Source organism: Bradyrhizobium sp. CCGUVB23 (genome assembly GCF_024199885.1).
Taxonomy (GTDB): Bacteria; Pseudomonadota; Alphaproteobacteria; order Rhizobiales; family Xanthobacteraceae; genus Bradyrhizobium.
The window spans coordinates 7,464,122-7,485,096 of the sequence record NZ_JANADQ010000001.1; the positions used below are offsets into that span (position 1 = coordinate 7,464,122).

General features: G+C 64.4%; 19 protein-coding genes and 1 tRNA gene. 9 read left to right on the plus strand and 11 right to left on the minus strand.

Annotation, left to right across the window (positions count from 1 at the left end; translation table 11 throughout):
• Positions 1-141: 141 nt before the first annotated feature.
• Positions 142-1,272, minus strand: a complete 1,131-nt coding sequence (locus NLN62_RS34635; protein WP_254111757.1) for a M20/M25/M40 family metallo-hydrolase — start codon at positions 1,270-1,272, stop codon at positions 142-144.
• Positions 1,247-1,558, minus strand: coding sequence for a hypothetical protein (locus NLN62_RS34640; RefSeq protein ID WP_254111758.1), 312 nt, complete (start codon positions 1,556-1,558; stop codon positions 1,247-1,249). The genes NLN62_RS34635 and NLN62_RS34640 overlap by 26 nt, the downstream gene beginning before the upstream one ends.
• Between NLN62_RS34640 and NLN62_RS34645 the strand changes: the two genes are divergently transcribed.
• Complete coding sequence (locus tag NLN62_RS34645) at positions 1,545-3,149, plus strand: ABC transporter substrate-binding protein (protein WP_254111759.1); 1,605 nt, start codon at positions 1,545-1,547, stop codon at positions 3,147-3,149. The genes NLN62_RS34640 and NLN62_RS34645 overlap by 14 nt on opposite strands.
• Before the next feature lie 219 nt (positions 3,150-3,368).
• Positions 3,369-4,970 (plus strand): glycosyltransferase family 39 protein, encoded by a 1,602-nt coding sequence (locus NLN62_RS34650; RefSeq protein ID WP_254111760.1) that lies wholly within the window; start codon positions 3,369-3,371, stop codon positions 4,968-4,970.
• Between the two features lie 6 nt (positions 4,971-4,976).
• Here NLN62_RS34650 and NLN62_RS53055 read toward each other — a convergent pair whose 3' ends face one another.
• Together NLN62_RS53055 and NLN62_RS34655 are read right to left on the minus strand one after the other, a co-directional pair.
• On the minus strand, positions 4,977-5,108 hold the full coding sequence (locus NLN62_RS53055) for a hypothetical protein (RefSeq protein ID WP_256375318.1): 132 nt from the start codon (positions 5,106-5,108) through the stop codon (positions 4,977-4,979).
• A gap of 59 nt (positions 5,109-5,167) precedes the next feature.
• Positions 5,168-6,418, minus strand: a complete 1,251-nt coding sequence (locus NLN62_RS34655) for a multidrug effflux MFS transporter (RefSeq protein WP_254111761.1) — start codon at positions 6,416-6,418, stop codon at positions 5,168-5,170.
• Positions 6,419-7,116: 698 nt separating this feature from the next.
• On the opposite strand from NLN62_RS34655, the gene NLN62_RS34660 reads away from it, so the two are divergent.
• Entirely contained in the window at positions 7,117-8,712 is a 1,596-nt protein-coding gene (locus NLN62_RS34660; RefSeq protein ID WP_254111762.1) for a peroxidase family protein, read from the plus strand.
• Positions 8,713-8,794: 82 nt separating this feature from the next.
• Here NLN62_RS34660 and NLN62_RS34665 read toward each other — a convergent pair.
• Positions 8,795-8,883, minus strand: a tRNA-Leu gene (locus tag NLN62_RS34665).
• 212 nt (positions 8,884-9,095) lie between these two features.
• On the opposite strand from NLN62_RS34665, the gene NLN62_RS34670 reads away from it, so the two are divergent.
• Entirely contained in the window at positions 9,096-9,542 is a 447-nt protein-coding gene (locus tag NLN62_RS34670) for a twin-arginine translocation pathway signal (protein ID WP_254111763.1), read from the plus strand.
• A gap of 16 nt (positions 9,543-9,558) precedes the next feature.
• Here the strand turns inward: NLN62_RS34670 and NLN62_RS34675 are convergent, their stop codons facing one another.
• Both NLN62_RS34675 and NLN62_RS34680 read right to left on the minus strand, forming a co-directional pair.
• On the minus strand, positions 9,559-10,761 hold the full coding sequence (locus NLN62_RS34675) for an FAD-dependent monooxygenase (RefSeq protein WP_254111764.1): 1,203 nt from the start codon (positions 10,759-10,761) through the stop codon (positions 9,559-9,561).
• 20 nt (positions 10,762-10,781) lie between these two features.
• Complete coding sequence (locus NLN62_RS34680) at positions 10,782-11,027, minus strand: zinc-finger domain-containing protein (protein ID WP_027526433.1); 246 nt, start codon at positions 11,025-11,027, stop codon at positions 10,782-10,784.
• 302 nt (positions 11,028-11,329) lie between these two features.
• Between NLN62_RS34680 and NLN62_RS34685 the strand changes: the two genes are divergently transcribed.
• Positions 11,330-12,469: a hypothetical protein gene (locus NLN62_RS34685; protein WP_254111765.1), complete on the plus strand. Its 1,140-nt coding sequence runs from the start codon at positions 11,330-11,332 to the stop codon at positions 12,467-12,469.
• A 36-nt stretch (positions 12,470-12,505) separates the two neighbouring features.
• Positions 12,506-13,261, plus strand: coding sequence for an alpha/beta fold hydrolase (locus NLN62_RS34690; protein WP_254111766.1), 756 nt, complete (start codon positions 12,506-12,508; stop codon positions 13,259-13,261).
• Here NLN62_RS34690 and NLN62_RS34695 read toward each other — a convergent pair.
• Positions 13,247-14,623, minus strand: a complete 1,377-nt coding sequence (locus tag NLN62_RS34695; protein WP_254111767.1) for a hypothetical protein — start codon at positions 14,621-14,623, stop codon at positions 13,247-13,249. The two genes, NLN62_RS34690 and NLN62_RS34695, sit on opposite strands and share 15 nt — an antisense overlap.
• Before the next feature lie 270 nt (positions 14,624-14,893).
• Here NLN62_RS34695 and cysE point away from each other — a divergent pair, with 270 nt between their 5' ends.
• Both cysE and NLN62_RS34705 read left to right on the plus strand, forming a co-directional pair.
• On the plus strand, positions 14,894-15,718 hold the full coding sequence (gene cysE, locus NLN62_RS34700; protein WP_254111768.1) for a serine O-acetyltransferase: 825 nt from the start codon (positions 14,894-14,896) through the stop codon (positions 15,716-15,718).
• Positions 15,719-15,852: 134 nt separating this feature from the next.
• Positions 15,853-16,071: a DUF3126 family protein gene (locus NLN62_RS34705; protein WP_007602550.1), complete on the plus strand. Its 219-nt coding sequence runs from the start codon at positions 15,853-15,855 to the stop codon at positions 16,069-16,071.
• Positions 16,072-16,108: 37 nt separating this feature from the next.
• Here the strand turns inward: NLN62_RS34705 and NLN62_RS34710 are convergent, their stop codons facing one another.
• Genes NLN62_RS34710 through NLN62_RS34720 form a run of 3 tightly spaced genes read right to left on the minus strand, consistent with a single transcriptional unit; the run spans position 16,109 to position 19,856 of the window.
• On the minus strand, positions 16,109-17,425 hold the full coding sequence (locus NLN62_RS34710) for an FAD-dependent oxidoreductase (protein ID WP_254111769.1): 1,317 nt from the start codon (positions 17,423-17,425) through the stop codon (positions 16,109-16,111).
• The gene (locus NLN62_RS34715; RefSeq protein ID WP_027526439.1) at positions 17,422-17,727 is read right to left on the minus strand and encodes a ferredoxin family protein; all 306 of its coding nucleotides are present in this window, start codon (positions 17,725-17,727) and stop codon (positions 17,422-17,424) included. The genes NLN62_RS34710 and NLN62_RS34715 overlap by 4 nt, the downstream gene beginning before the upstream one ends.
• 2 nt (positions 17,728-17,729) lie before the next feature.
• Positions 17,730-19,856 (minus strand): molybdopterin-dependent oxidoreductase, encoded by a 2,127-nt coding sequence (locus tag NLN62_RS34720; protein ID WP_254111770.1) that lies wholly within the window; start codon positions 19,854-19,856, stop codon positions 17,730-17,732.
• Between the two features lie 194 nt (positions 19,857-20,050).
• Here NLN62_RS34720 and NLN62_RS34725 point away from each other — a divergent pair, with 194 nt between their 5' ends.
• Positions 20,051-20,950: an AraC family transcriptional regulator gene (locus tag NLN62_RS34725; RefSeq protein WP_254111771.1), complete on the plus strand. Its 900-nt coding sequence runs from the start codon at positions 20,051-20,053 to the stop codon at positions 20,948-20,950.
• Positions 20,951-20,975: the final 25 nt, after the last annotated feature.

Genomic DNA, 20,975 nt, shown 5'->3' on the forward strand with positions numbered 1-20,975 from the left:
GGACCGCGCTTTTTGCGATGCAGCCAACGCGTTTTGCGAGACGCTTACACTGTCATTCCGGGGCGATGCGAAGCATCGAGCCCGGAATCTCGAGATTCCGGGTTCGCGTCCTCGACGCGCCCCGGAATGACACTGTTCAATTCATTCCAGCGTGGCCAATAGCCCAGCCATCAACCGCCCGCGCTCGGCGAGGCTATCGACCTCGATGTGCTCGTCGAGCGTGTGGGCATTGGCGCCGCGCACGCCCAGGCCGTCAAGGGTCGGAATCCCCATCGCTCCGGTGAAGTTGCCATCGGAGCCGCCACCGGCGCTGGCATGCGGCAGCTCCGCGCCGAGCTCGCGGGCAATCCCGCGCGCCTTCTCGTACAGCGCCATGGTCCCGGTATCGGGTTCCCAGACCGGCCGCGTGACGCCGCGCGTCACCTTGAAGCCGACATCATTGGTTGTGCCGGACAGCGCCAGCATCTTCTCGACGCCGCGGTCGAGGTCGGCCTGGCGCTTGGCCATGGAGAGCGCCTCGCCGGTGCAGGTGGTGGCGACGCAATTGACCCATTGTCCGCCATGCACGATGCCGACCGAGAAGGTGCAATCCTCCGTGGTCATCGCGTCGATCGCAAGGATCTGCCGCGCCATTTCCCGTATCGCGGAACGGCCCGAGGAGAGCGTGGCGCCGGCATGGCTTGGCCGCCCCGTCGCTTCGAGGTTGAAGCGCGCGATCGCGTAGCGCCCGGTGACGACGCCGTTGTCGGGCCGGCCGGGCTCGGGCACCAGCACATATTTGTTGCGCGCCGCCTCCGCCTCGATGATGTCGCGGGTCGACGGCGTGCCGACTTCTTCATCCGGCGTGAACAGCACCGTGATCGGCAGCGGCGTCGCGAACGAGGCGCGGGCCAGCTGCCTGATAGCCTCGAGCGAGAGGTAGTTGCCGCCCTTCATGTCGAAGATGCCGGGGCCGTAGCATTTGTTGCCCTCGCGCCGCCATCTCAGCTTCTCGATGGTGCCGACGGGATGCACGGTGTCCATGTGCCCGGCGATCAGGATGCCGGGCTCGCCTTGCTTTGGATGCGGAAAGCGCGCGCGTACGACGCCGCCAAAACCCTGCCGTCCAGCGATGCGCTCGATCGTCGCGCCCATGATCGCCATGTCGCGCGCGGCGAGGTCGAGCATGCGGTTTACGGCAACCGCGTCCCAGGTCGGGCTCTCGCATTCAACCCATGCGCGCAGGCCCTGCAGCATGGCCTCGGAATCAAAGGGGAGATTGGCTGGATTCATGGGCGGTCTCTTCAGGCTTCGCAACGCGTGGGGCGCGCATCGCTGCGCGTCGGGAAACGATCGGCGTGACGCGTTGTAGAACCAAACGCGCAAGGGCGGAGCCCGTGCGCGCGCCGGCATGGGCATGCAGCGAAAGCGGATTGACGCTTTCGATGCTCTCTGCAAGTCTCGAAAAGATAAAGGCATTGCATGAGGTTGGTTCGCCTAAGGAACGATCCGAATGCTCAACCAATAACCTGCCTTTGACCAGTTTCACGTCAGGAGAAACTTCGATGTTCCACTTCATGCGCCGGGGACGCCGCGCAATCGTCTCCAAACTTGCGCTGTCGGCTGTCGCGCTCACGGCACTGGCCCCGCCGGTGCTTGCCGCCGGCAAGACCATCACGGCGGTGATGCACTCCGACCTCAGGATCATCGATCCGATCTTCACCACCGCCTACATCACGCGCGACCATGGCTACATGGTTTACGACACGTTGATCGCGACCGATTCGAATTTCAAGATCCAGCCGCAGATGGCGGACTGGAAGATCTCCGACGACAAGCTCACCTATACCTTCACGCTGCGCGACGGCTTGAAGTGGCATGACGGCACGCCCGTGACCGCCGAAGACTGCGTCGCCTCGCTGCAACGCTGGGCCAAGGTCGACGGCATGGGCCAGAAGCTGATGGACTTCACAGCCAGCCTGGAGGCGACCGACGCCAAGACCATCACGCTGAAGCTCAAGGAACCGTACGGCCTCGTGCTCGACTCCATCGGCAAGCCGTCTTCGCGCGTCGCCTTCATGATGCCAAAGCGCCTCGCCGAGACACCAGCCGACAAGCAGATCCCCGAGCAGATCGGCTCGGGCCCCTTCAAATTCGTGCAGGCTGAATTTCAGCCGGGTGTGAAGGCGGTCTACGAGAAGAACAAGGACTATGTGCCGCGCAAGGAGCCGTCGAGCTGGACGGCCGGCGGCAAGGTGGTGAAGGTCGACCGCGTCGAGTGGGTCACGATGCCGGACTCGCAGACTGCGGTGAACGCGCTGCAATCGGGCGACATCGACTTCATGGAAAACATTCCGTGGGACATGCTGCCGGTGCTCGAGGCCAACAGCGATTTGAAGATCGAGGTGCTGAACAAGTTCGGCTACCAGACGCTCGGCCGCATGAACTTTCTCTATCCGCCCTTCGACAATCCGAAGGTGCGGCGCGCAGCGCTGCTGGCGATGAGCCAGAAGGACGTGCTGGACGCGCTGGTCGGCAATCCCAAATACTACAAGGTGTGCGGCGCCTTCTTCATCTGCGACACGCCGTTCGCAACCGACGTCGGCTCCGAGACGCTGGTCAAGGGCGGTGGCCTGGCGGAAGCCAAGAAGGCGCTCGCCGAATCCGGCTATGACGGCACGCCTGTCGTGATCATGGCGCCCGGCGACGTGATCACGCTGAAGGCGCAGCCGATCGTGGCGGCGCAGCAGCTCCGCGAGGCCGGCTTCAAGGTCGACCTCCAGGCGACCGACTGGCAGACCGTGGTGAGCCGCCGCGCCAGCCAGAAGCCGCCGAAGGAGGGCGGCTGGAACATGTTCTTCACCAACTGGGTGTCTGCCGACGTCTCCAACCCGATCGCCAATCTCTCGATCGGCGGCCTGGGCAAGAAGGGCTGGTTCGGCTGGGCGGAAGACGCCAAGATCGAGCAACTCAAGGACGCTTTCGTGCGCGCCCCCTCGCTCGACGAGCAGAAGAAGATCGCCACTGAGATCCAGAAGGAAGCCTACGATCAGGTGATTTACGTCCCGCTCGGGCAGTATCTGGCGCCGAGCTCCTGGCGCAAGTCGCTCACCGGCGTGCTCGATGGCCCGGCGACGCCAGTGTGGTGGAACGTGGACAAGTCCGAATAGGCGGCAGGCCGCCTGACGATTTGACGATGATGGCCGGGTACTTTGTACCCGGCCATTTTCGTCGTGATCCGCGTATTGGGCCAGGCAACCGCCTTTAACTTTTCCAGTCTTCGATTGTTGCCATTTGTTTCGAGGGCTGAAATAGATGGCGCCGCTCTTCCGCCTCTTTTCCCCTCCGTCGATTTGAATGACGTGCCGATAGATTTTGCATTCCAGGCGATGGCCGAACGCTCGGACCACGCGCCTGCGCGCTGGCGCCGTCCCTTCCTGCGCTGGCTCGATGGTGTGGAGACCGGCTGGGCCGTGCCGCTGCTGCTCACCGCCTTCACCGCAGTCTGGACGCTCTATCTCGTGATCGCCTATCTCGGCGCCGGCCTGCATCCAGACACGCTCGAGGCCTGGACGCTGGGTCGGCATTTTGCCTGGGGTTATCCAAAACATCCGCCGCTGATGGGGTGGGTGGCGGCCGCCTGGACCGCGATCTTCGCGTTGAGCGACTGGTCGATGCAGTTGATGGCGATGGCCAACGCCGCGCTGGCGCTGTGGTTCGTCGACCTGATTTCGCGCCGCTTCGTGAGCCGGCACAAGCGGCTTCTGGTGCTGCTGTTATTGATGCTGACGCCGGCCTACCAATTTCACGCCCAGCGCTTCAACGCCAATAGCGTGCTGCTGGCGACCTGGCCGCTCGCGACCTTCTGCTTCCTGCGCGCCTTCGAGACGCGTGCGGTGCGGTGGGCCATTGCAGCGGGTCTTGCGACGGCGCTGGCGATGGTCGGGAAATACTATTCGGTCTTCCTGGTCGCGAGCTTCGTGCTCGCCGCGGCGATGCATCCGGCGTGCCGCGCTTATTTCATGTCGGCCTCGCCCTGGATCTCTTCCGTCACGGGGCTTCTGGCTCTGTCGCCGCATCTCCACTGGCTCGCGACTACGGGGGCCCCGACCTTCTCCTACGCCCTGACGCATGCCAATGCCGACCTCGTCACGGCAATCGGCGAGGTGAAGTCATTTGCGCTCGGCCTCGTTGCGGCGATGAGCGCGGCAGCAGTCACCTGGGTAATGATTGCAGGTCACCGGCTGAAACGCCTGCCGGCGGACTTTGTCGCGATGGATTCAGGATTGAAGCTGCTGTTCTACGTCGCGCTCGGTACGTTGCTCCTGCCGATGTTGACCTCGCTCGCCGTGGGCACAGACCTGCCGTCGCTATGGGCGTTGCAGGGCCTGTTCCTGTTCGTCGTGCTGATCGTGTGCGGCACGCGCTATCCGATCGAGCGCTTCTATGCCGTCAATGCCACGGTGCTGGTTGCCGGCGTCAGCCTCGTCGCGCTCGTGGTCGTGGGGCCCATCCATGCCGCCTACCGCAACGCGCACGGCTACGAAGAGGGCAGGGAGTTTTATCACGAGGCGGCCGCCGAGCTCACGCGGCAGTGGCGCGATCTCACCGGCGTGCCACTCTCGGCCGTCAGCGGCGACGATGCGCTGGCCTTTGCCACCGCCTTCTACAGCCCCGATCATCCGCATTATTCGCGGCCGTTCGCCTACCAATATACGTGGGGCTTGCCGCGCAAGAGCACGCTCGAGCGCGGCTGGGCGGCGCTGTGCTTCCACGACCAGCCCGATTGCCTCGGCTGGATGGAGCAGACCTCGGCACGTGCCGGCGATTTCGTCAGGCGTGAATTCAGTCTTCAGGCGGCGCTGCTCGGCCGGGGCGGCGTCTCGCGCAAGCTCGTCGTGCTACTCGTGCCGCCGCATGATGACGGGCACAATCCGCCCGCCAGCAACGCGGATGATTTCAGCGCGAGCAGGCGCGCGCCGCGAGAGTAAGCTCCATCAACAGTGGGTGTCGCGCACCTGCTCGAGGCCTTCGCTCGCGAAGGGCAGGGTGGGCTCCTCTCGTTCCGAGACGTCCTGCTCGACCTCGTCAACGTCGTGCGCGCGTTGATCCTTGCGCTCTGGTTCCATGTCGTAACTCCATTGCTGCAGGACAACATGGAGGGGAGAGGGAAGTTCCTGCGCGCGACTTAAGCGCCCGCGCGATGGTGCGGCTGGAACAGCCGGCCCTTCTCCACCACGGCGACGACCGCGAGCGCGGCCAGCGTGCACAGGAAGAAACCGGTCGAGAACGGCAGCAATGTTCCGTCAAAACTCTGGCCGATCGTCATGCCGACGACGATGCCGAACAGCGTCGTGATCGAGCCGTAGAGCGAGGACGCTGTGCCGGCGATGTGGCCCTGCGGCTCCATCGCGAGCGCGGTGAAGTTGGCGATCATCATGCCGAACGAGAACATCATCAGCGCCGAAAGCACCATGAACAGCCACAGCGGCAGCACGTGCAGGATCGCGGTGAGCAGCATGAGGCCGGCAACGAGGGCATAGCCGACCAGCGCGCCATGCGAGATCACGCGCATGCCGAGGCGGCCGACCAGCCGCGCATTGGCAAAGCCCGCAATGGCGGTGCCGGCCGCGATCGCCGCGAAGGCGAGCGGAAAATAATGGCCGAGATGGTAGATGCCGGTGAACACCTGCTGCGCGCAGAACACGAAGGCGAACAGCGAGCCGATGACGAAGCCCGCGGCAACCGCGTAGCCGAGCGTTTGCCGGTTGGTCAGGGTCTGGCGGAAGGCGTCGAGCACGTCGCGCGGCGCCAAGGACTTGCGCTCGCTCTCGGGCAAGGTCTCCGGCAGCCGCAGCACGGTCCAGCCGAGCGCCAGGAGGCCGTAGGCCATCAGCACGATGAAGATGCCGCGCCAATGCGTCACCAGCAGCACCGCTTGTCCAAATGACGGCGCGATCACGGGCACGGCGATGAATACCATCATTGCCAGCGACATCACGCTCGCCATGCGCCGGCCGACATAGCAATCGCGCACGATCGAGGTCGCGATCACCCGCGTTGCCGAGGTGCCGAGCCCTTGCAGCGCGCGCGCCAGCAGCAGCGTCTCGAACGAGGGCGCCGCGACCGCGAGCACGCTGGCGATCGCATAGACCGTCATGCCGCCGAGCAGCACCGGCCGCCGGCCGAACCGGTCCGACAACGGCCCCATCACGAACTGTCCCGCGCCGAACCCGATCAGGAACGTCGACAGCACGAGCTGGAGATGATTGGCGACGGGAATGTGGAAAGCCGCCCCGATGTTCGGCAGGGCGGGCAGCATCATGTCCATCGCGAGCGGATTCAGCGCCATGATGGCGGCGATCACGATCACGAATTCCGGAAACCCCATCGGGCGGTGTCCCGAGGACACCCAACTGTCGGCATTGACGTCGGACAAGGAAGCTACCTCTACATTTGCAGAGGCTGTCTTAGTAGGCATGCTGCGTTGCACAACCCACATTTGGGGATGGCAGGTAGGCGGGCAGGAATCCGGCAAGAATTGGCGCCGCTTGGAGATGGTGAATTGGGCCGGGCGACCTAGGCTGCCAATGGTGCCGCGCTATGGGCGCTAACGCCTTATCAGGAAGAGACCCACAGTTTTCGGTCCCGTTCTCTGCTCTCCCAGCGCTCCAGCATTTGTCCGAAATCGCCGAGCTCGTAGCTTCCGTGCGAGCTGCAGCTTCATTCGAGTTGGCCGGCCGCACCCATTCGGGCTCCACATAGCCCTTCCAGCTGCGCGCCTGTTCGCGTCGTTCGCGAGAAAGATGATCGCATGTGACGCACTTCACACCTGAGCCATCACGGTCTCGTCACGCGAGTGGCGTGTGGCAGTTGTGAAATAGTAAATATACAACCTAGCTACAGTTCCATTTGCTCAATCCTTCATCGGCAAACACCGCAAAGGTCGCGCGCGCGATCACGTGTTGCATCAAATCGACGCGTCACGTGCGCCGCGTTGAACCGGACGGATGGCTAAAAGACCAATTTGCAACTGGAGGGCGATCTGCCGCCAGCCGCTGCGCAATGGATTTATGGGGGCGTGGCGCGACGATAACGCGAATTGATTCAAAACAGCCATTTTGAAGGAGCGTTGAAATGTCGGACATGAAAATGAAAAGCGACCAGTTGCAGGGCGGACATGGCGGGCAGGGTTCCGATGAAGCGAGCTTCATGCGCCTGTTGAAGCGCGACACGTATCAATCGTTGCAGCTCTCCGATCCCGACACGATCGTGAGCATCATCGCCAAGGCGATCGACCAGGGCCTCGACGATGCCTCCGATACGCCGGACGACGAGGAAAATCCCTTCGTGCCCGCGGCCTACACCTATCTCGGCCAGTTCATCGACCATGACCTGACCTTCGACACGCGCTCGACGCTCGCAACTCTCCCGCCAGGCCTGTCGAGCTTCCCCAACGACGTGCGCACGCCGCGGCTCGACATGGATTGCCTCTACGGCCTCGGGCCGTCCGCATCGCCCTTCATGTATGACGAGGACGGGCGGCTCGCGACCAACATGGATCGGCCTTACGACCTGCCGCGTTCGACGATCTACTATAAGCCTGATGATGCCGGCAGCCATCGCGCCATCATCGGCGATCCCCGCAATGACGAGAACTCCATCGTCTGCCAGCTTCAGCTCGCCTTCATCCACTTCCACAATGCGATGATCGCGTTCTTCAAGTCGCAGGGCCTGACCGGACAAACGCTGTTCCAGACGGCGCAGCAGGAGGTCCGCTTCACCTACCAGACGATCATCGTCACCGACCTCCTCAAGCGCATCGTGCAGAAGCCGGTCTATGACAGCTTCGTCCAGGACCGGGCAGCCAACGGCGATGAGGCCTACAAGCTCTACAAGAAGGGCGATCGCACCGCGCTGCCGCTGGAATTCACGGGGGCTGCCTATCGCTACGGCCATTCGGCCATCCGCAACGCCTACCGGCTCAACGAGAATTTCCAGCGCCGCATCTTCGATGGCGCCGACAACGCCGCCGAAAGCCTGGTCGGCTTCGGCGACCTGCCGGAGAGTCACCGCATCGACTGGTCGCTGTTCGTCACTGATCAGCTCGCGCCGGGTACCAAGGGCGACAACCCCTCACAGGTCGGCGGCGTGGGCGTCGGGCCCGACAAACACCGCCTGCAATACAGCTACAAGATCGACACCAGCCTTGTGAATCCGCTCCTGGTGTTGCCGCCGCGGATCGGTGGACAGGACATGCTGTTCCGCTCGCTCGCGGCGCGCAACCTCAAGCGCGGCTATAATTTCTCGCTGCCCTCGGGCCAGGATGTCGCCGCAGTGCTCGGCGTGAGCAGCCAGCCGCCTCTGGTATTCGGCGAGCGCCTCTTGTCGTTCAAGGACATGCCAGAAATGCCAAGTGCGGACGCAAGCAAGCTAGAAGACAGCACACCGCTCTGGCTCTACGTGCTGGCCGAAGCCCAGGCCTGCCTCGCCAAGGCCGACGGCACGTTCGACATGAAGATCGAGGACGGCGTCAAGGTCGCCGACAAGGATTCCAACGCCGGCACCCAGCTCGGCCCGGTCGGCGGCCGCATCGTGCTCGAAGTCTTCTTCGGCATCCTCGACGACGACCAGAGCTCTGTCGCCAATGCCAGCGGCTGGACCTCCGTCGTCAAGCCCAACGCGCCCACCATCACGCTGTGGGACATGCTGCGGTATATCGGCGAGGTCTGAGGACGGCGCGCCTGACGAGAACGCGAGAGACAAGGGCCTGGTGCGCCGCGCCGGGCCTTTGGCATCGGAAGTGCGCCTGTGATGGTGCGGGCAGCCGGGGTCGAACCGGCACAGCGCTTGCGCACCGAGGGATTTTAAGTCCCTTGCGTCTACCAATTCCGCCATGCCCGCTTGATCCAACGGGATCAAACACTTAAAGCCCTTGCTGGCCGCCTGGCTTGGGACCCGGACGGGGCGAGGGGTGCCCTTCCTTAAGCGAGCCGGCCGCACAAGGCAAAGCCTCAATCCGCTCAAGCCTCAATCCGGGATATGAGGCCAAGCCTCAATCCGGACATCTCTGGCTGCTTTAGGCAATGTCAATCTACGGGGACTACCAATCCGGCATGTCTGTTTCGATTCTGAACCGCCGCCGTCGCGCGCTTGCGCTGGTCGCGCTGCTGTCGCTGGGCGCTGTGCTCTCCGGCTGTGCCGGCGTGAGCGACGCCATCAGCCCGGCCTTCGTCGATCCCGGCAAATACGAGCTCTGGGACTGCAAGCAGCTCGGCCCCGAGCGCAAGAGCCTCGCCAAGCGCGTCGAGGACCTGGAGAAGCTGATGGCGAAGGCGGAGACGGGCACCGGCGGCGCGGTGGTCTCGGAGTTGGCCTACCGCAACGACTATATCTCCCTGCGCGGGCAGCAGAAGCTTGTGGAAGAGAACTGGCGCCGCAACAAGTGCCGCGACAGCGACATGGAGCCGACGCCCCCGCCAGCGCCGCCCGTAGCCCCGACCGCCGCCAAGCCTGGGGCAAAGCCGGCACCTGGCTCGAAGTCCGGCAGCGCCGTTCACTGAAGTCAGCGTCGCGTTTTCACGCGCGCCAGCGATAGATCCAGTCCTGCCGCGCCAGCATGCGCTCCGGCCCGAGCGTGCGGATCGCAAGATCGCGCGCCAGCGCGAGAGGGCCTGCGAGGTGGTAGATGCGGCCCTGCTGCCGCGCGGTCCGCTGCACGCGCTTCACGCGGTTCTCGCGCGCCCGGCCATAACGCGCCAGCGCGGCGGCGATACTGGCTGCGCTCTCGGTGGCGTTGCCGCTCAGGTGCTCGGCGAGCACGGCCGCGTCCTCGATCGCCATTCCTGCTCCCTGCGCGGCGAAGGGCAGCATCGCATGCACGGCGTCGCCGACCAGCGCAATCGCGCCTTTGCTCCACGCGACGCCCTCGGGCAGCGTGAACAGCGCCCATTTGCGCCAGCTGTCGACCGCGGTGAGCATCATCCGCGCCGGGCCTGGCCAGCGTGGCGCCGCGAAGGCGTCCATCACCTCGCGGTGATCGCCGGGCGTGCTCCAGCCCGGTCTGTTCCAGGTGCCGGGCACGACCGCCACGACGTTGATCTGGTGTCCGCCTGTGATCGGATAGGCGACGAGATGGGCGTTCGGCCCCATCCAGAGCTGCACGCGGCGCGAGGCATACTCCTTCGGCAGCTGCGTCGCCTCGAACGTGCCGCGCCAGGCGATCAGGCCGGAGAAGCGAGGTGCTACGTCCGGAAACAGATGCTGGCGTACTGTGGACCAGACGCCGTCGGCGCCGATCAGCGCGCTTGCCACTTCGCTCCGGCGCAACGTGCCGCTGCGATAGACGACGGAGAGTCCCTTGGCGTGCGCGGCGACGTCCTCGAAAGTCCCACCCAGCCGCAAATCGATATCAGGATGGTCAGCGACCGCGGCGGCGAGTGCTGCCTGCAGATCGGCCCGGTGCACCACCCAATAGGGAGCGCCGGCGCGCTCGGCGGCCGCCGCACCCAGCGGCAGGCGCATCAGCTCGCCGCCGGCGCGCGTGCTCATGATGCTGACCGCCTCCGGCGTCACCGCGCGCGAGCCGAGCCGGTCCTGCAGCCCGAGGTCGACCAGGATGCGGCTCGCATTGGGCGACAATTGCAGGCCGGCGCCGACTTCCTCCAGCCGCTCGGTCTTCTCCAGCACGACGACGCGAAAGCCCTTGGCGGCAAGCGCGAGCGCGGCCGTCAATCCTCCGATTCCGGCACCGGCAATGATGATCGTTCGGGAGACGGCCACCCCTTAGCGGATGCCGCCGGTCAGGCCACCTTGTCCTTCAGCACGCATTCGGGCGGGCGCGCCTCGCCGGCCTTCAGGTCGGTCGCGAGGCGGTACAGCGTGGAGCAATAGGGGCAGATGATCTCGTTGTCGTTGCCGAGATCAAGGAAGACGTGCGGATGGTCGAACGGAGGGTTGGCGCCGACGCACATGAACTCCTGCGAGCCGATTTCGATGACGGGGACACCGGCATCGTTGTGGAAGTGCGGGACGACATGGTCGGACATCGGAACTCATCCTGGAGTGGCAATGGCGGCAGACACAATCAAAACTGACGCGGCATCTTTGAACGCCGCGGACCATACTGGTGGGTGCAGATGATTGCTAGCCCAGTGGAACCAAAAGGTTGCAACTGCCCCATGCTCATTTGCTCATGCAAATTCGACACAATCTTGTCGCTTCAGAGAAGCCCTTCTTTCGTCGGGGCCGTTGTGTCGCAAATCTGGCATACTATGTCTGTGGACGAACGAAAATCCGGGCGGCAGGCGAATTCCCAAACGAATTTCCAGGCAGGCATCCAGGCTTGAGCATGAAGTGGCTGCGAATCAGCACCGCGTTGACCACCCTCGTGGCATGCAGCGTTGTACTCGTGCAGGTCGTGCCACATGCGCGCGAGGCGGGTGCTGTTCTGGCGGCGAAAGACGATCCGGCCGTGCTGTCGGAGCTGAAGCTTGATTCCCTTCTGGGCAAGAATACACCGGGCGAGAACGCCGCGCTTGTTCAGGACAATATCGAAGCGGCGCTCGCAGCCCGCGACGCCGATCTTGCGAACAGCTTCGTCGAGCTCGCGCGCGATCGCAGCATCGCGCTGCCTGACGACCTCTTGAGCCGGGTCAACGACGCCGTGCGGGAGGAAAACTCCACCTCGCATTTCGCCAAACGTTTTGCCACCGGTCTCGTCACCGGCAATGCCGACGACGTCGCGAGCCTTTCCGGGACGGTGGCCGGCGATCTCTTCGTGATCGGTGATGTCAGGGACATCGTGCGCGAGGGCAAGCATCTGGCCATGGGCGAGGAGACCGACCGCCTCGTACTCGGGCTCGCCGCGGCAGGACTTGCGGTGACGGCGGCGACCTATGTCTCGGTCGGCGGTGCGGCGCCGGTGCGCGCCGGCCTGTCGCTGGTGAAGGACGCCCGCAAGGTCGGGCGGCTCGGCGAGGGGCTCGCGGCATGGGCCGGCCGCTCCGCGCGCGAGGTGGTGGACATGCCGATGCTCCAGAACGCGGTCGCCACCGGTTCGGTGCTGCGGCCGGGCGAAACCGCGAGCGCGATCAAGGCCGCTTTCCGGGTCGAAAAGGCTGGCGCACTGGTCAGGCTCGGCAAGGACGTTGCCCGCGTTACCGAAAAGGCGGGCACCCGCGGCGCGCTCGATACGCTGCGCGTCGCCGAGGGGCCGAAGGACGTTGCGCGTGCGGCGCGGCTCGCCGAGGCCCAAGGCGGCAAGACCCGCGCGATCATGAAGCTGCTCGGCCGCGGTGCGCTGCTACTTGCGACCGGTGCGTTCGATCTTGCACTGTGGCTGTTCGGCGCGCTGGTGACACTGTTCGGCGTCCTGTCCTCGATCAAGGCCACCACCGAGCGGCTGACGCAGGCCTGGTGTGACCGCAGGCGGGCGCGGCGGCTGCGCCGGGCGCAACTTGCGCTGGCGGGCGGCGAAGCCGCGGCCTAATATCACCCTCTCCCCAACAGACGCGGACTTATGTTGATGCCGAGCTTTCACAACGGCGCAGTCGAAATTGCCTATCTCGACGAAGGCGAGGGTGACCCGATCATCCTGGTGCACGGCTTTGCCTCGAGCAAGAACGTGAACTGGGTCTATCCGACCTGGGTCTCGGAATTGCGCAAGAACGGCCGCCGCGTGCTTGCGCTGGACAATCGTGGCCATGGCGAGAGCGCAAAACTCTACGATCCCGCGCAATATTCCATTCCGGTCATGGCCGGCGATGTACTTGCGCTGATGGACCATCTCGGCATCCCGCAGGCCGACATGATGGGATATTCGATGGGCGGGCGGATGACCGCCTGGCTCGGTCTCAACGAGCCGCAGCGCCTGCGCTCGGCGATCCTCGGCGGCATCGGCATCGGCGGCCTGATCGAGGGCACCGGGCCCGGCGAGAACGTGGCCGAGGCGCTGGAAGCACCCTCGCTCGACGACGTCACCGATCCCGTCGGACGCACCTTTCGCGCGTTCGCCGATCAAACCCGCTCAGACCGCCAGGCGCTCGCGGCGTGCCTGCGCGGCACCCGCGATCTGATGAAGAGGGAGGAAGCCGCATGCATCGACGTGCCGGTCCTGATCGCCGTCGGCACTACCGATGATGTCGCGGGCTCAGCCTCAGAGTTGGGAAAGATCATTCCCGGTTCGGAAGTGCTTGATATCCCGAACCGCGATCACATGCGCGCGGTCGGTGACAAGGTCTACAAGACCGGCGTGATCGACTTCCTGTCACGCCGCGGCTAAGGCGTCGTCTGCCGGCTCGTCCCTGCCGAAGGCGCGCGCCAGCGCCGTCAGCACGACGAAGGTCGCAAGCCACACCATCCGTGCGCCGTAGCGGTCGTGGGGGCCGGAGATGACGGCGCAGATCAAGGCGTTGCCGAGCAGTGCCAGCGTCACGGTCGTTGCGAGCAGCGTCAGATCATCGAGCCGTCGGCTTGCCAGCGCATGGCCGAGCAGGGTGAGGAGTGCCAGCATCGAGGCGAGCGCGACCGGCACGTGCAGCCAGTTGACGTAATCGAAATCAAGATTCCAGTTCTGCTGCCGCGCCGCGCGCATCGGGACGATCTGCGAGGGGATGTAGCGCTCGATGATGCCGTAGGTGTGGGGGATCCAGCCATTGGTGCCTTCGCCGGTCGCGACATGCAGCAATTGCTGGCCCATCGCACGGAGCGCTGCGCCCGCGTGCCAGGCCGGATAGTCGGCGAGCGAATGCACGACGATGTAGCTCATCTCGTCGTTCATCCCCTCGAAGCGGCCCAGCGTGTTGAACATGCTTTTGCCCCACAGAAACTCGTCCGCGGTCGCCGGCAATTCGTTGCGGTAGGGGCAGAGCTTGAAACTCTCGCGCGGGCAGTGATCGCCCAGAAACCTCGCCACGATGCCGTCCTGCATCATGCGGCCGAAAGCGACGCCATAGCCGCCCGGCGTCCAGGCCCATTGGCCCGACAGCGCGTGGTTCGCCATGATCAGCATGGCCCCGCCGGCGACGATGGTCAGGCTGCCTTGCGCAAGCCCTGCAAGGGGAAGGCGCTTGCCGAGCAGCGGCCGCACCAACCAGCCGGCGGCGCAAAGCCCGAACAGGACGCCGAGCGTCGCGCTGTGGGTCGCTGCGGCAAAGGCGGTGAAGGCGAACAGCGAGATTTTTTCAATGCCGGAGATCCGGTTGCCCGCGACCACCAGGATGAACAGCGACAGCACCGAAAGCCCGGCGAAGATGTCGGTGAGCAGCATGCTGGCAAGCCACGGCAGCGCGGTCGACAGGATCAGGACCAGGCTGATCGCGACGAAGCGGGAGGTCTGCATCAGGCCGAGCACGCGGAGCGTCAGTTGCAGCAGCCACAGCGTTGCCAGCGACTGGACGGCGAGGTTGAGCCAGAAGCTCGAGCTCTCGCCCAAATGCAGATAGAGCCCGAACACCGTCGAGCGGCTCGGGACCAGATAGCCCTCATACCAGCGCGCCAGATAGCCGCCAGTGTCCCACTGAAGCAGGGGGTATCCGTTCCAGAACGCCGGCGCGATCAGGAGGAGGGGCAGGGCGACGGCGACGAGCCGCAGCCACAAGGACCCCGCGGCGCGGGCGCGCAGAATGTCGGTCGTAATGCTCAAATCGTCTCCGTCGTCTCTCGACCATGCCCGCAATAACCGTTGAGACAGAATTCACCAATAGTTTGACGCTGCCCGGCTTGAATTTGGCAGAACTCTGACCACTTTGAGCCGACCTCGTCGTGTGGGACGTCAGAAGAAATCCTTTTGATTCAAGGCTTTGAGGGGGTGTCGTGGGTAACTCCGTGTTCGCTCTCAGGCAAGCCTGCAAGGACAGGGCACGCTAGACTGTGCTATAGGTCAAACGAAACGAGCGAATTTCGAGAGCACGCCATGGCAATGCATCAGGTCAATCCGGCAGGAAAGCTCGCAGCGCTCGATCCGATCTGGGATCGGATCCGGGGCGAGGCCGAAGACATCGTCCAGCGCGAGCCCGAGCTTGCGACCTTCATCTATTCGACTGTGCTGCATCACAGTCGGTTGGAAGATTCGGTCGTGCACCGGTTGGCCGATCGGCTCGATCATGCCTCGCTGTCGGGCGATCTCGTGCGCCAGACCTATAACGAGGCGCTGCGCGACGAGCCCGATCTCGGCAACGCCTTCCGCGCTGATCTCGTCGCGGTCTACGACCGCGACCCTGCGACCTCCCGCTTCATCGATCCCTTGCTCTACTTCAAGGGCTTTCACGCGATCCAGACCCATCGTCTCGCGCACTGGCTCTATAAGAAGGGCCGCAAGGACTTTGCGTATTATCTCCAGAGCCGCGCCTCCGCCGTCTTCCAGACCGACATCAATCCCGCCGCGCGCATCGGCCGCGGCATCTTCCTCGACCACGCCACCGGCTTCGTCTGCGGCGAGACCGCGCTCATCGAGGACGACGTCTCGATCCTGCATGGCGTCACGCTCGGCGGCACCGGCAAGGAGAACGAGGACCGCCATCCGAAAATCCGTCACGGCGTCATGATCGGTGCCGGCGCAAAGATCCTCGGCAATATCGAGGTGGGCCATTGCGCGCGCATCGCGGCCGGCTCGGTCGTGGTCAAGCCCGTGCCGCACAACGTCACCGTTGCCGGCGTTCCCGCCAAGATCGTCGGCGAGGCCGGTTGCGCCGAGCCGTCGCGCACCATGGACCAGATGATCAACGCCATGGGACTTTGATCCTGGTTCGATTTGAATCGGGGCCTTGCCTTCCGGCCCCGATCGTCCCCAGAATTCTTTGGGAATTCATGCTGGCGGTTCGTCGCGTCTCGTCCTAAAACCCCGCCACGTTAGATTTCGATTGGAGACTTGCCGTGGACGTCAAAGAAGTGAGGAAGCTCGACGCGTATCTGAAGCGCGTGTTCGGCAATCCCAAGATTCGTGTCGTGCCGCGGCCGAAGAAGGACGATTCCGCCGAAGTCTATATCGGCGAGGAGTTCATCGGCGTGCTGTTCGTCGATGACGAGGACGATGATCGCTCGTTCCAGTTCCAGATGGCGATCCTCGAGGACGATCTCGTCGATCAGGAGTAGGCGCCGCCCCGCTCTGGGGCCTGCGGCCCGTTCGGGGTCACGCATCCATCGCGGCAAGCATGTCCGGGATCGTGACGAATTTCTCCCGGGGCTTGCCGAGCAGGGCTCCCCAGCGTTTCTCGGCCGCGTCGACCGTGGTCCAATCCGGATAGCTCACGATGCGCGCGACGCGGCTGGAGAGCCGCGCAAGCAGCGCATCGGGACTATCCGAGCGCGGCCGTCGATGGGCTAGATCCGCAAGAACGGCCTCAGCCGTCGCAATCCCGCAGCCGCGATTGGTGCCGATCGTGCCACTCGGTCCGCGCTTGCTCCATCCGCAGGCATAGAGACCCTCGAGCAGGGAATCACCGATCGCGACGCGTCCGTCGATGTTCGCATGGACTCCGCGATGCGCGTCATAGGGAACACCGGCGACAGGCGCCGTCCTGCGGCCGACGCTGCTGAACGAGAGGCCGCACGCGATGTTCTCCACAGTGCCCGACCGGTCCCTGAACGAGATCGTCTCCAGGCGACCGCGTCCGTTGATTGCGACGGGCGACAGGCCAAATCGAAAAACACAGCGCCGCGGCTTCGTGGTTGCCGCCTGCGAGAACGTGCGCAGCAGTGACAGCTTTTCGGCCAGCTCTGGATCATCGGGACGTCGCGGCTCGAATTCATCTGCTGCAACGTCGCGCCCCTCGACCGACGGGTCGCATGCACTCAATTCGAGAAAGTCGCGCAATTCCTTCGCAGTGAATTTGGCCTGCGCCGGCCCGCCGCGGCCGACGACGTAGACGGTGCGAATCCGGCTTTCCGCCAAAGCCTCGAGCGCATGGCGCGTGATATCGGTCTGGCGCAGCTCGTCAGCGGTCTTGGCAAGAATGCGCGCAACGTCGAGCGCGACGTTGCCATGGCCGATCACGATCGCCGCCTCATGGTCAAAATCGAGCTGGCGATCGCGGAAATCGGGATGCCCGTTGTACCACGCGACGAAATCGCCGGCACTGTGGCTGCCCGGCAGTGCCTCGCCGGGGATGTCGAGCGCCCGGCTCAGTTCGGCGCCCGTCGCGAGCACGACAGCGTCATAGGCCTCGCGCAGCTCGTCGACCGTGACGTCGTCTCCGACCGCAACGCCGCCGATGAAGCGAAAGCCTGGCATGGCGGCGATGCGGTCGAAGGCCGTCGTGACCTGCTTGAGCTTGGGATGGTCGGGCGCAACGCCGAACCGCACCAGCCCATACGGCACCGGAAGCCGTTCGAACATATCGACGGCGACCGCTGTGCCCGAGCGCAACAACGCCTCAGTTGTATAGAAGCCGCTCGGTCCGCTGCCGACGATGGCGACGCGGCGTGCGCTTTCAGCCGGGGCCGTCATCGGCCCAGCGCCTGCCTGCGTTCATCGGCGCCTGGCAAAGGGGGCAGGCGCGCGCTGAGGACAGGGGTTTCGGCGGCGCGTTTGCGGTTGACGTCGATCCAGAACTTCTTGTCCGCAGGCAAGCGATAGTCGGGCTCGATCGCGCCGACCGGGCAGGCCGGCGCGCAGCCGCCGCAGTCGATGCAATTCTCCGGGTCGATATAGGTCATGGCGTCGTCGACATGGAAACACTCCACGGGGCAGACGGTGACGCATTCCGTGTACCGGCATCCGCGGCAATTGTCGGTGACCACATACGTCATCGTCAGGCTCCGCTGACCTGAACGAGGATGTCGGAGAAGGTCGGGGCCCGGCCGAGATCGGCGAACGCGGGCGGCGTCAGCGCGTGCACCGTCGCGCCCTTGCGATTGGAGCGCTGCCAGTAGCCGGACGGAGCCACCACGACGCCCGGCATGATGTCGGATGAAACGGTCGCAAAAGCCTCGAACGCGCCGCGATCGTTGAACACGCGAATCGGCGCACCCGCGACGATCCCGCGTTGTGCCGCATCGTCCGGATTGAGAAGCACCGCTTGTTCCTCGCCGGCCTGGGCCGTCTGGGCCGGCAGGTTGCCGTAGTTCGAATTCAGGAAGGCGTGGCTCTTCGGCGAGATCAGGCTGAGCGGGTAGCGCGTTGCGAGCGCGGGTGCCGTGCGCGCGTTCTCGTTCGGCGGGATGTAGTGGGGCAGGGGATCAACCAGCGCGCCGTCCTGGTCGCCATTGTAGCCTTGGCGGAACAGCGGCACCACGAAGTTGCCGCCGCCGGCGATCGTCGACTTGAATTCGCACTTGCCCGACGCGGTCGGAAAATTGCCATCGCGATGCGGCGCCCAGTCCGCAGGTGCCGGCATGTTGAGGCGCGCATAGCCTTTGGCCTTGACGTCATCGAGCGTGATGCCCTCGAGGACCGGACTGCTCCAGTCCAGCGAGCCTTCGATGATCTCGTCGTCGGTCCGGAAGAAGGCCGGGTCGGTGATGCCCATCGCGCGCGCGAGCCGGCGGAACAGCTCGGTGTTGGGAACGGCTTCGCCGAGCGGCTCGATCGCCTGATTGTTGTAGGACAAATAGAGATGTCCCCAGGAGAACATGATGTCCTTCTGCTCGAGCTGGGTGGTCGCGGGCAGAACGATGTCGGCATATTTTGCGGTGTCGGTCAGGAAGTGTTCGCTGACGATGGTGAAGAGATCCTCGCGTTCCAACCCCTTTTCGAGCTTGCCCTGTTCGGTCACCATCGCCATCGGATTGGCGTTGTAGACGAGCAGCGACTTGATCGGCGGGTCGAAGCCGAGTTCGCCGGTCAACGCCGCTCCGAGGCGCCAGGAATTGAGCACGCGCATCTTCTCGGGCTGCAGATCGGGGCGCATCAGCACGTCCCATCTGACCGGGAATGCCCAGATCGGAAGCTGGAGCAGGCCGCCACCGACATGCTTCCACGCGCCGATCAATCCCGGAAGGCAGGCGATCGCGCGCACGGTCTGGCCGCCGCCGGCATGCCGCTCGACTGCGACGCCGATGCGCACGACGGCCGGCGGCGTGGTCGCAAATTCCCTGGCCAGCTTGACGATGTCGTCAACGGGAATGCCGGTTTCCTGCGACGCGAATTCGGGGGTGTAGCTCGACACCCGCTCCGCCAGCTCATCATATCCGACGGTGTGCTTGTCGACGTAATCGCGATCGACGAGATTCTCCTTGATGATGACGTGGATCATCGCGAGTGCGAGCGCAGCGTCGGTGCCGGGCCGGATCGGGATATGCCAGTCGGCGAGGCGCGCCGTGCGGGTCCGCACGGGATCGATCACCACGAGCTTGGCGCCGGCCTTCTTCGCCTGCTCGATGAACGGCCAGTGATGCGAGTTCGTGCTCAGTGTGTTGCAGGCCCACAGGATGATGTATTTCGAGTGCACGAAGCTTTCGGGATCGACGCCCGGCGTGTGCCCGATCGTCATCATGTACGCCGTGCATGACGCGGAATCGCAGAACGTGCGTTCCAGAACCGTCGCCCCTAACTTGTTGAAGAGCGGATCGCCGACGTTCAGCCCGTTGATGATGCCCTGCGTGCCCAGATAGCTGTAGGGCAGGATCGCCTGCGCGCCGTGCTCGGCAATGATCGACTTCCAGCGCGATGCGATGGTCTCGATCGCCTCGTCCCAGGAGATCCGTTGAAACTGCCTGGAGCCTTTCGGGCCGACCCGCTTCAGGGGATGGAGGATGCGCTTGTCGCTGTAGACGCGTTCCTCATAGTTGTTGACCTTCACGCAGAGCCGTCCGCGCGTGAACGGATGATCGGGATTGCCGCGGACGGCGATGGCCTTGCCATCCTCGACCGTGGTCAGGATGGAGCAGGTGTCCGGGCAATCGTGGGGGCACGCGCCAATTACCGTGGTCCGGACCATGGGTCTCTCCGTTTCCCGATTCAAGACGGTGAAGGATGCGGCGGCCGGGCGCGGCCTGGCTTTTCAAAACGTGCGGTGTTGTTGTCCCGGACTGCTCTGGGTTGATGGACGGCCTGCCGGATCTCTGGCATGGTAATTGCTGGACCCCAGCAATACCTTTTTACCCACATCGCGTTATCTGGCGGAGATTCCCGATGGGTATGCTTGGCAATTCTGTCGATAAATATGTTACCGGCAGAATGCTTCAGACGTCCAACGACCGGCGATGGGGGCATCTCCTCGCCGAGCGATGGAGTCATGAGCCGGGCGATCTGCCGCCGCAACTGCCGCGCGACACCGAGATCGCAATCCTGCTGCGTGGCAACTCGGTCGTCGATCGCGAAGGCGCGGGCATGCGGCAGCGGACCTTCGGCAGAAAGGGCACCGTGTGGCTCTGTCCGGCCGGCATTCGCGAAGATTTCATCCGCGTCGAGAACCAGATGCAGGAATGCCTGCATCTCTTTCTTCCCGGCCAGCCGTTCGACGACACCATGCTCCGGGATCTCGACATTGACCCCTCGGGAATCTCGATCCGCTACGAGAGCATCGATCAGGACATGTTCATCGAGCACGTCGCGGATCGGATTTTGAAGGAGCTCGAACAGGAGACCTCCACCGGCCGGCTCCTGATCGAAAGCCTCGGGCGTGCGTTGTCCGCCCATCTTGTGCATGCCTACTCGGCCACGGCGGTCAGGCTGCGGCGATTGAATGCCGGTCAAAGGCCGCTCGACGCCAAGCGGCTGTCGCGCGTGACGGAGTTCATCGACGCATCCGTCGAGCGCGATTTCACGGTCAAGGATCTGGCGTCGGTGGCCTGCATGAGCCCCGCGCATTTCTCCCGCAGCTTCAAGGCGGCGACCGGTGCGGCGCCGCATGAATATGTCAGCCGTCAGCGTCTCGATCTAGCCAAGCGGCTGCTGGCCACCAGCGATCGCCCGCTGGTCGATATCGCCTATGCCACGGGATTTTCGTCGCAGGCCAATTTCAACCGCGCTTTCCGCAAGGCCGTCGGCACGACGCCGAGCCTCTATCGCGCGCAGAAGGTTCGCGACTGACGCGGCGGGCTGCCCTCGGCCCCGC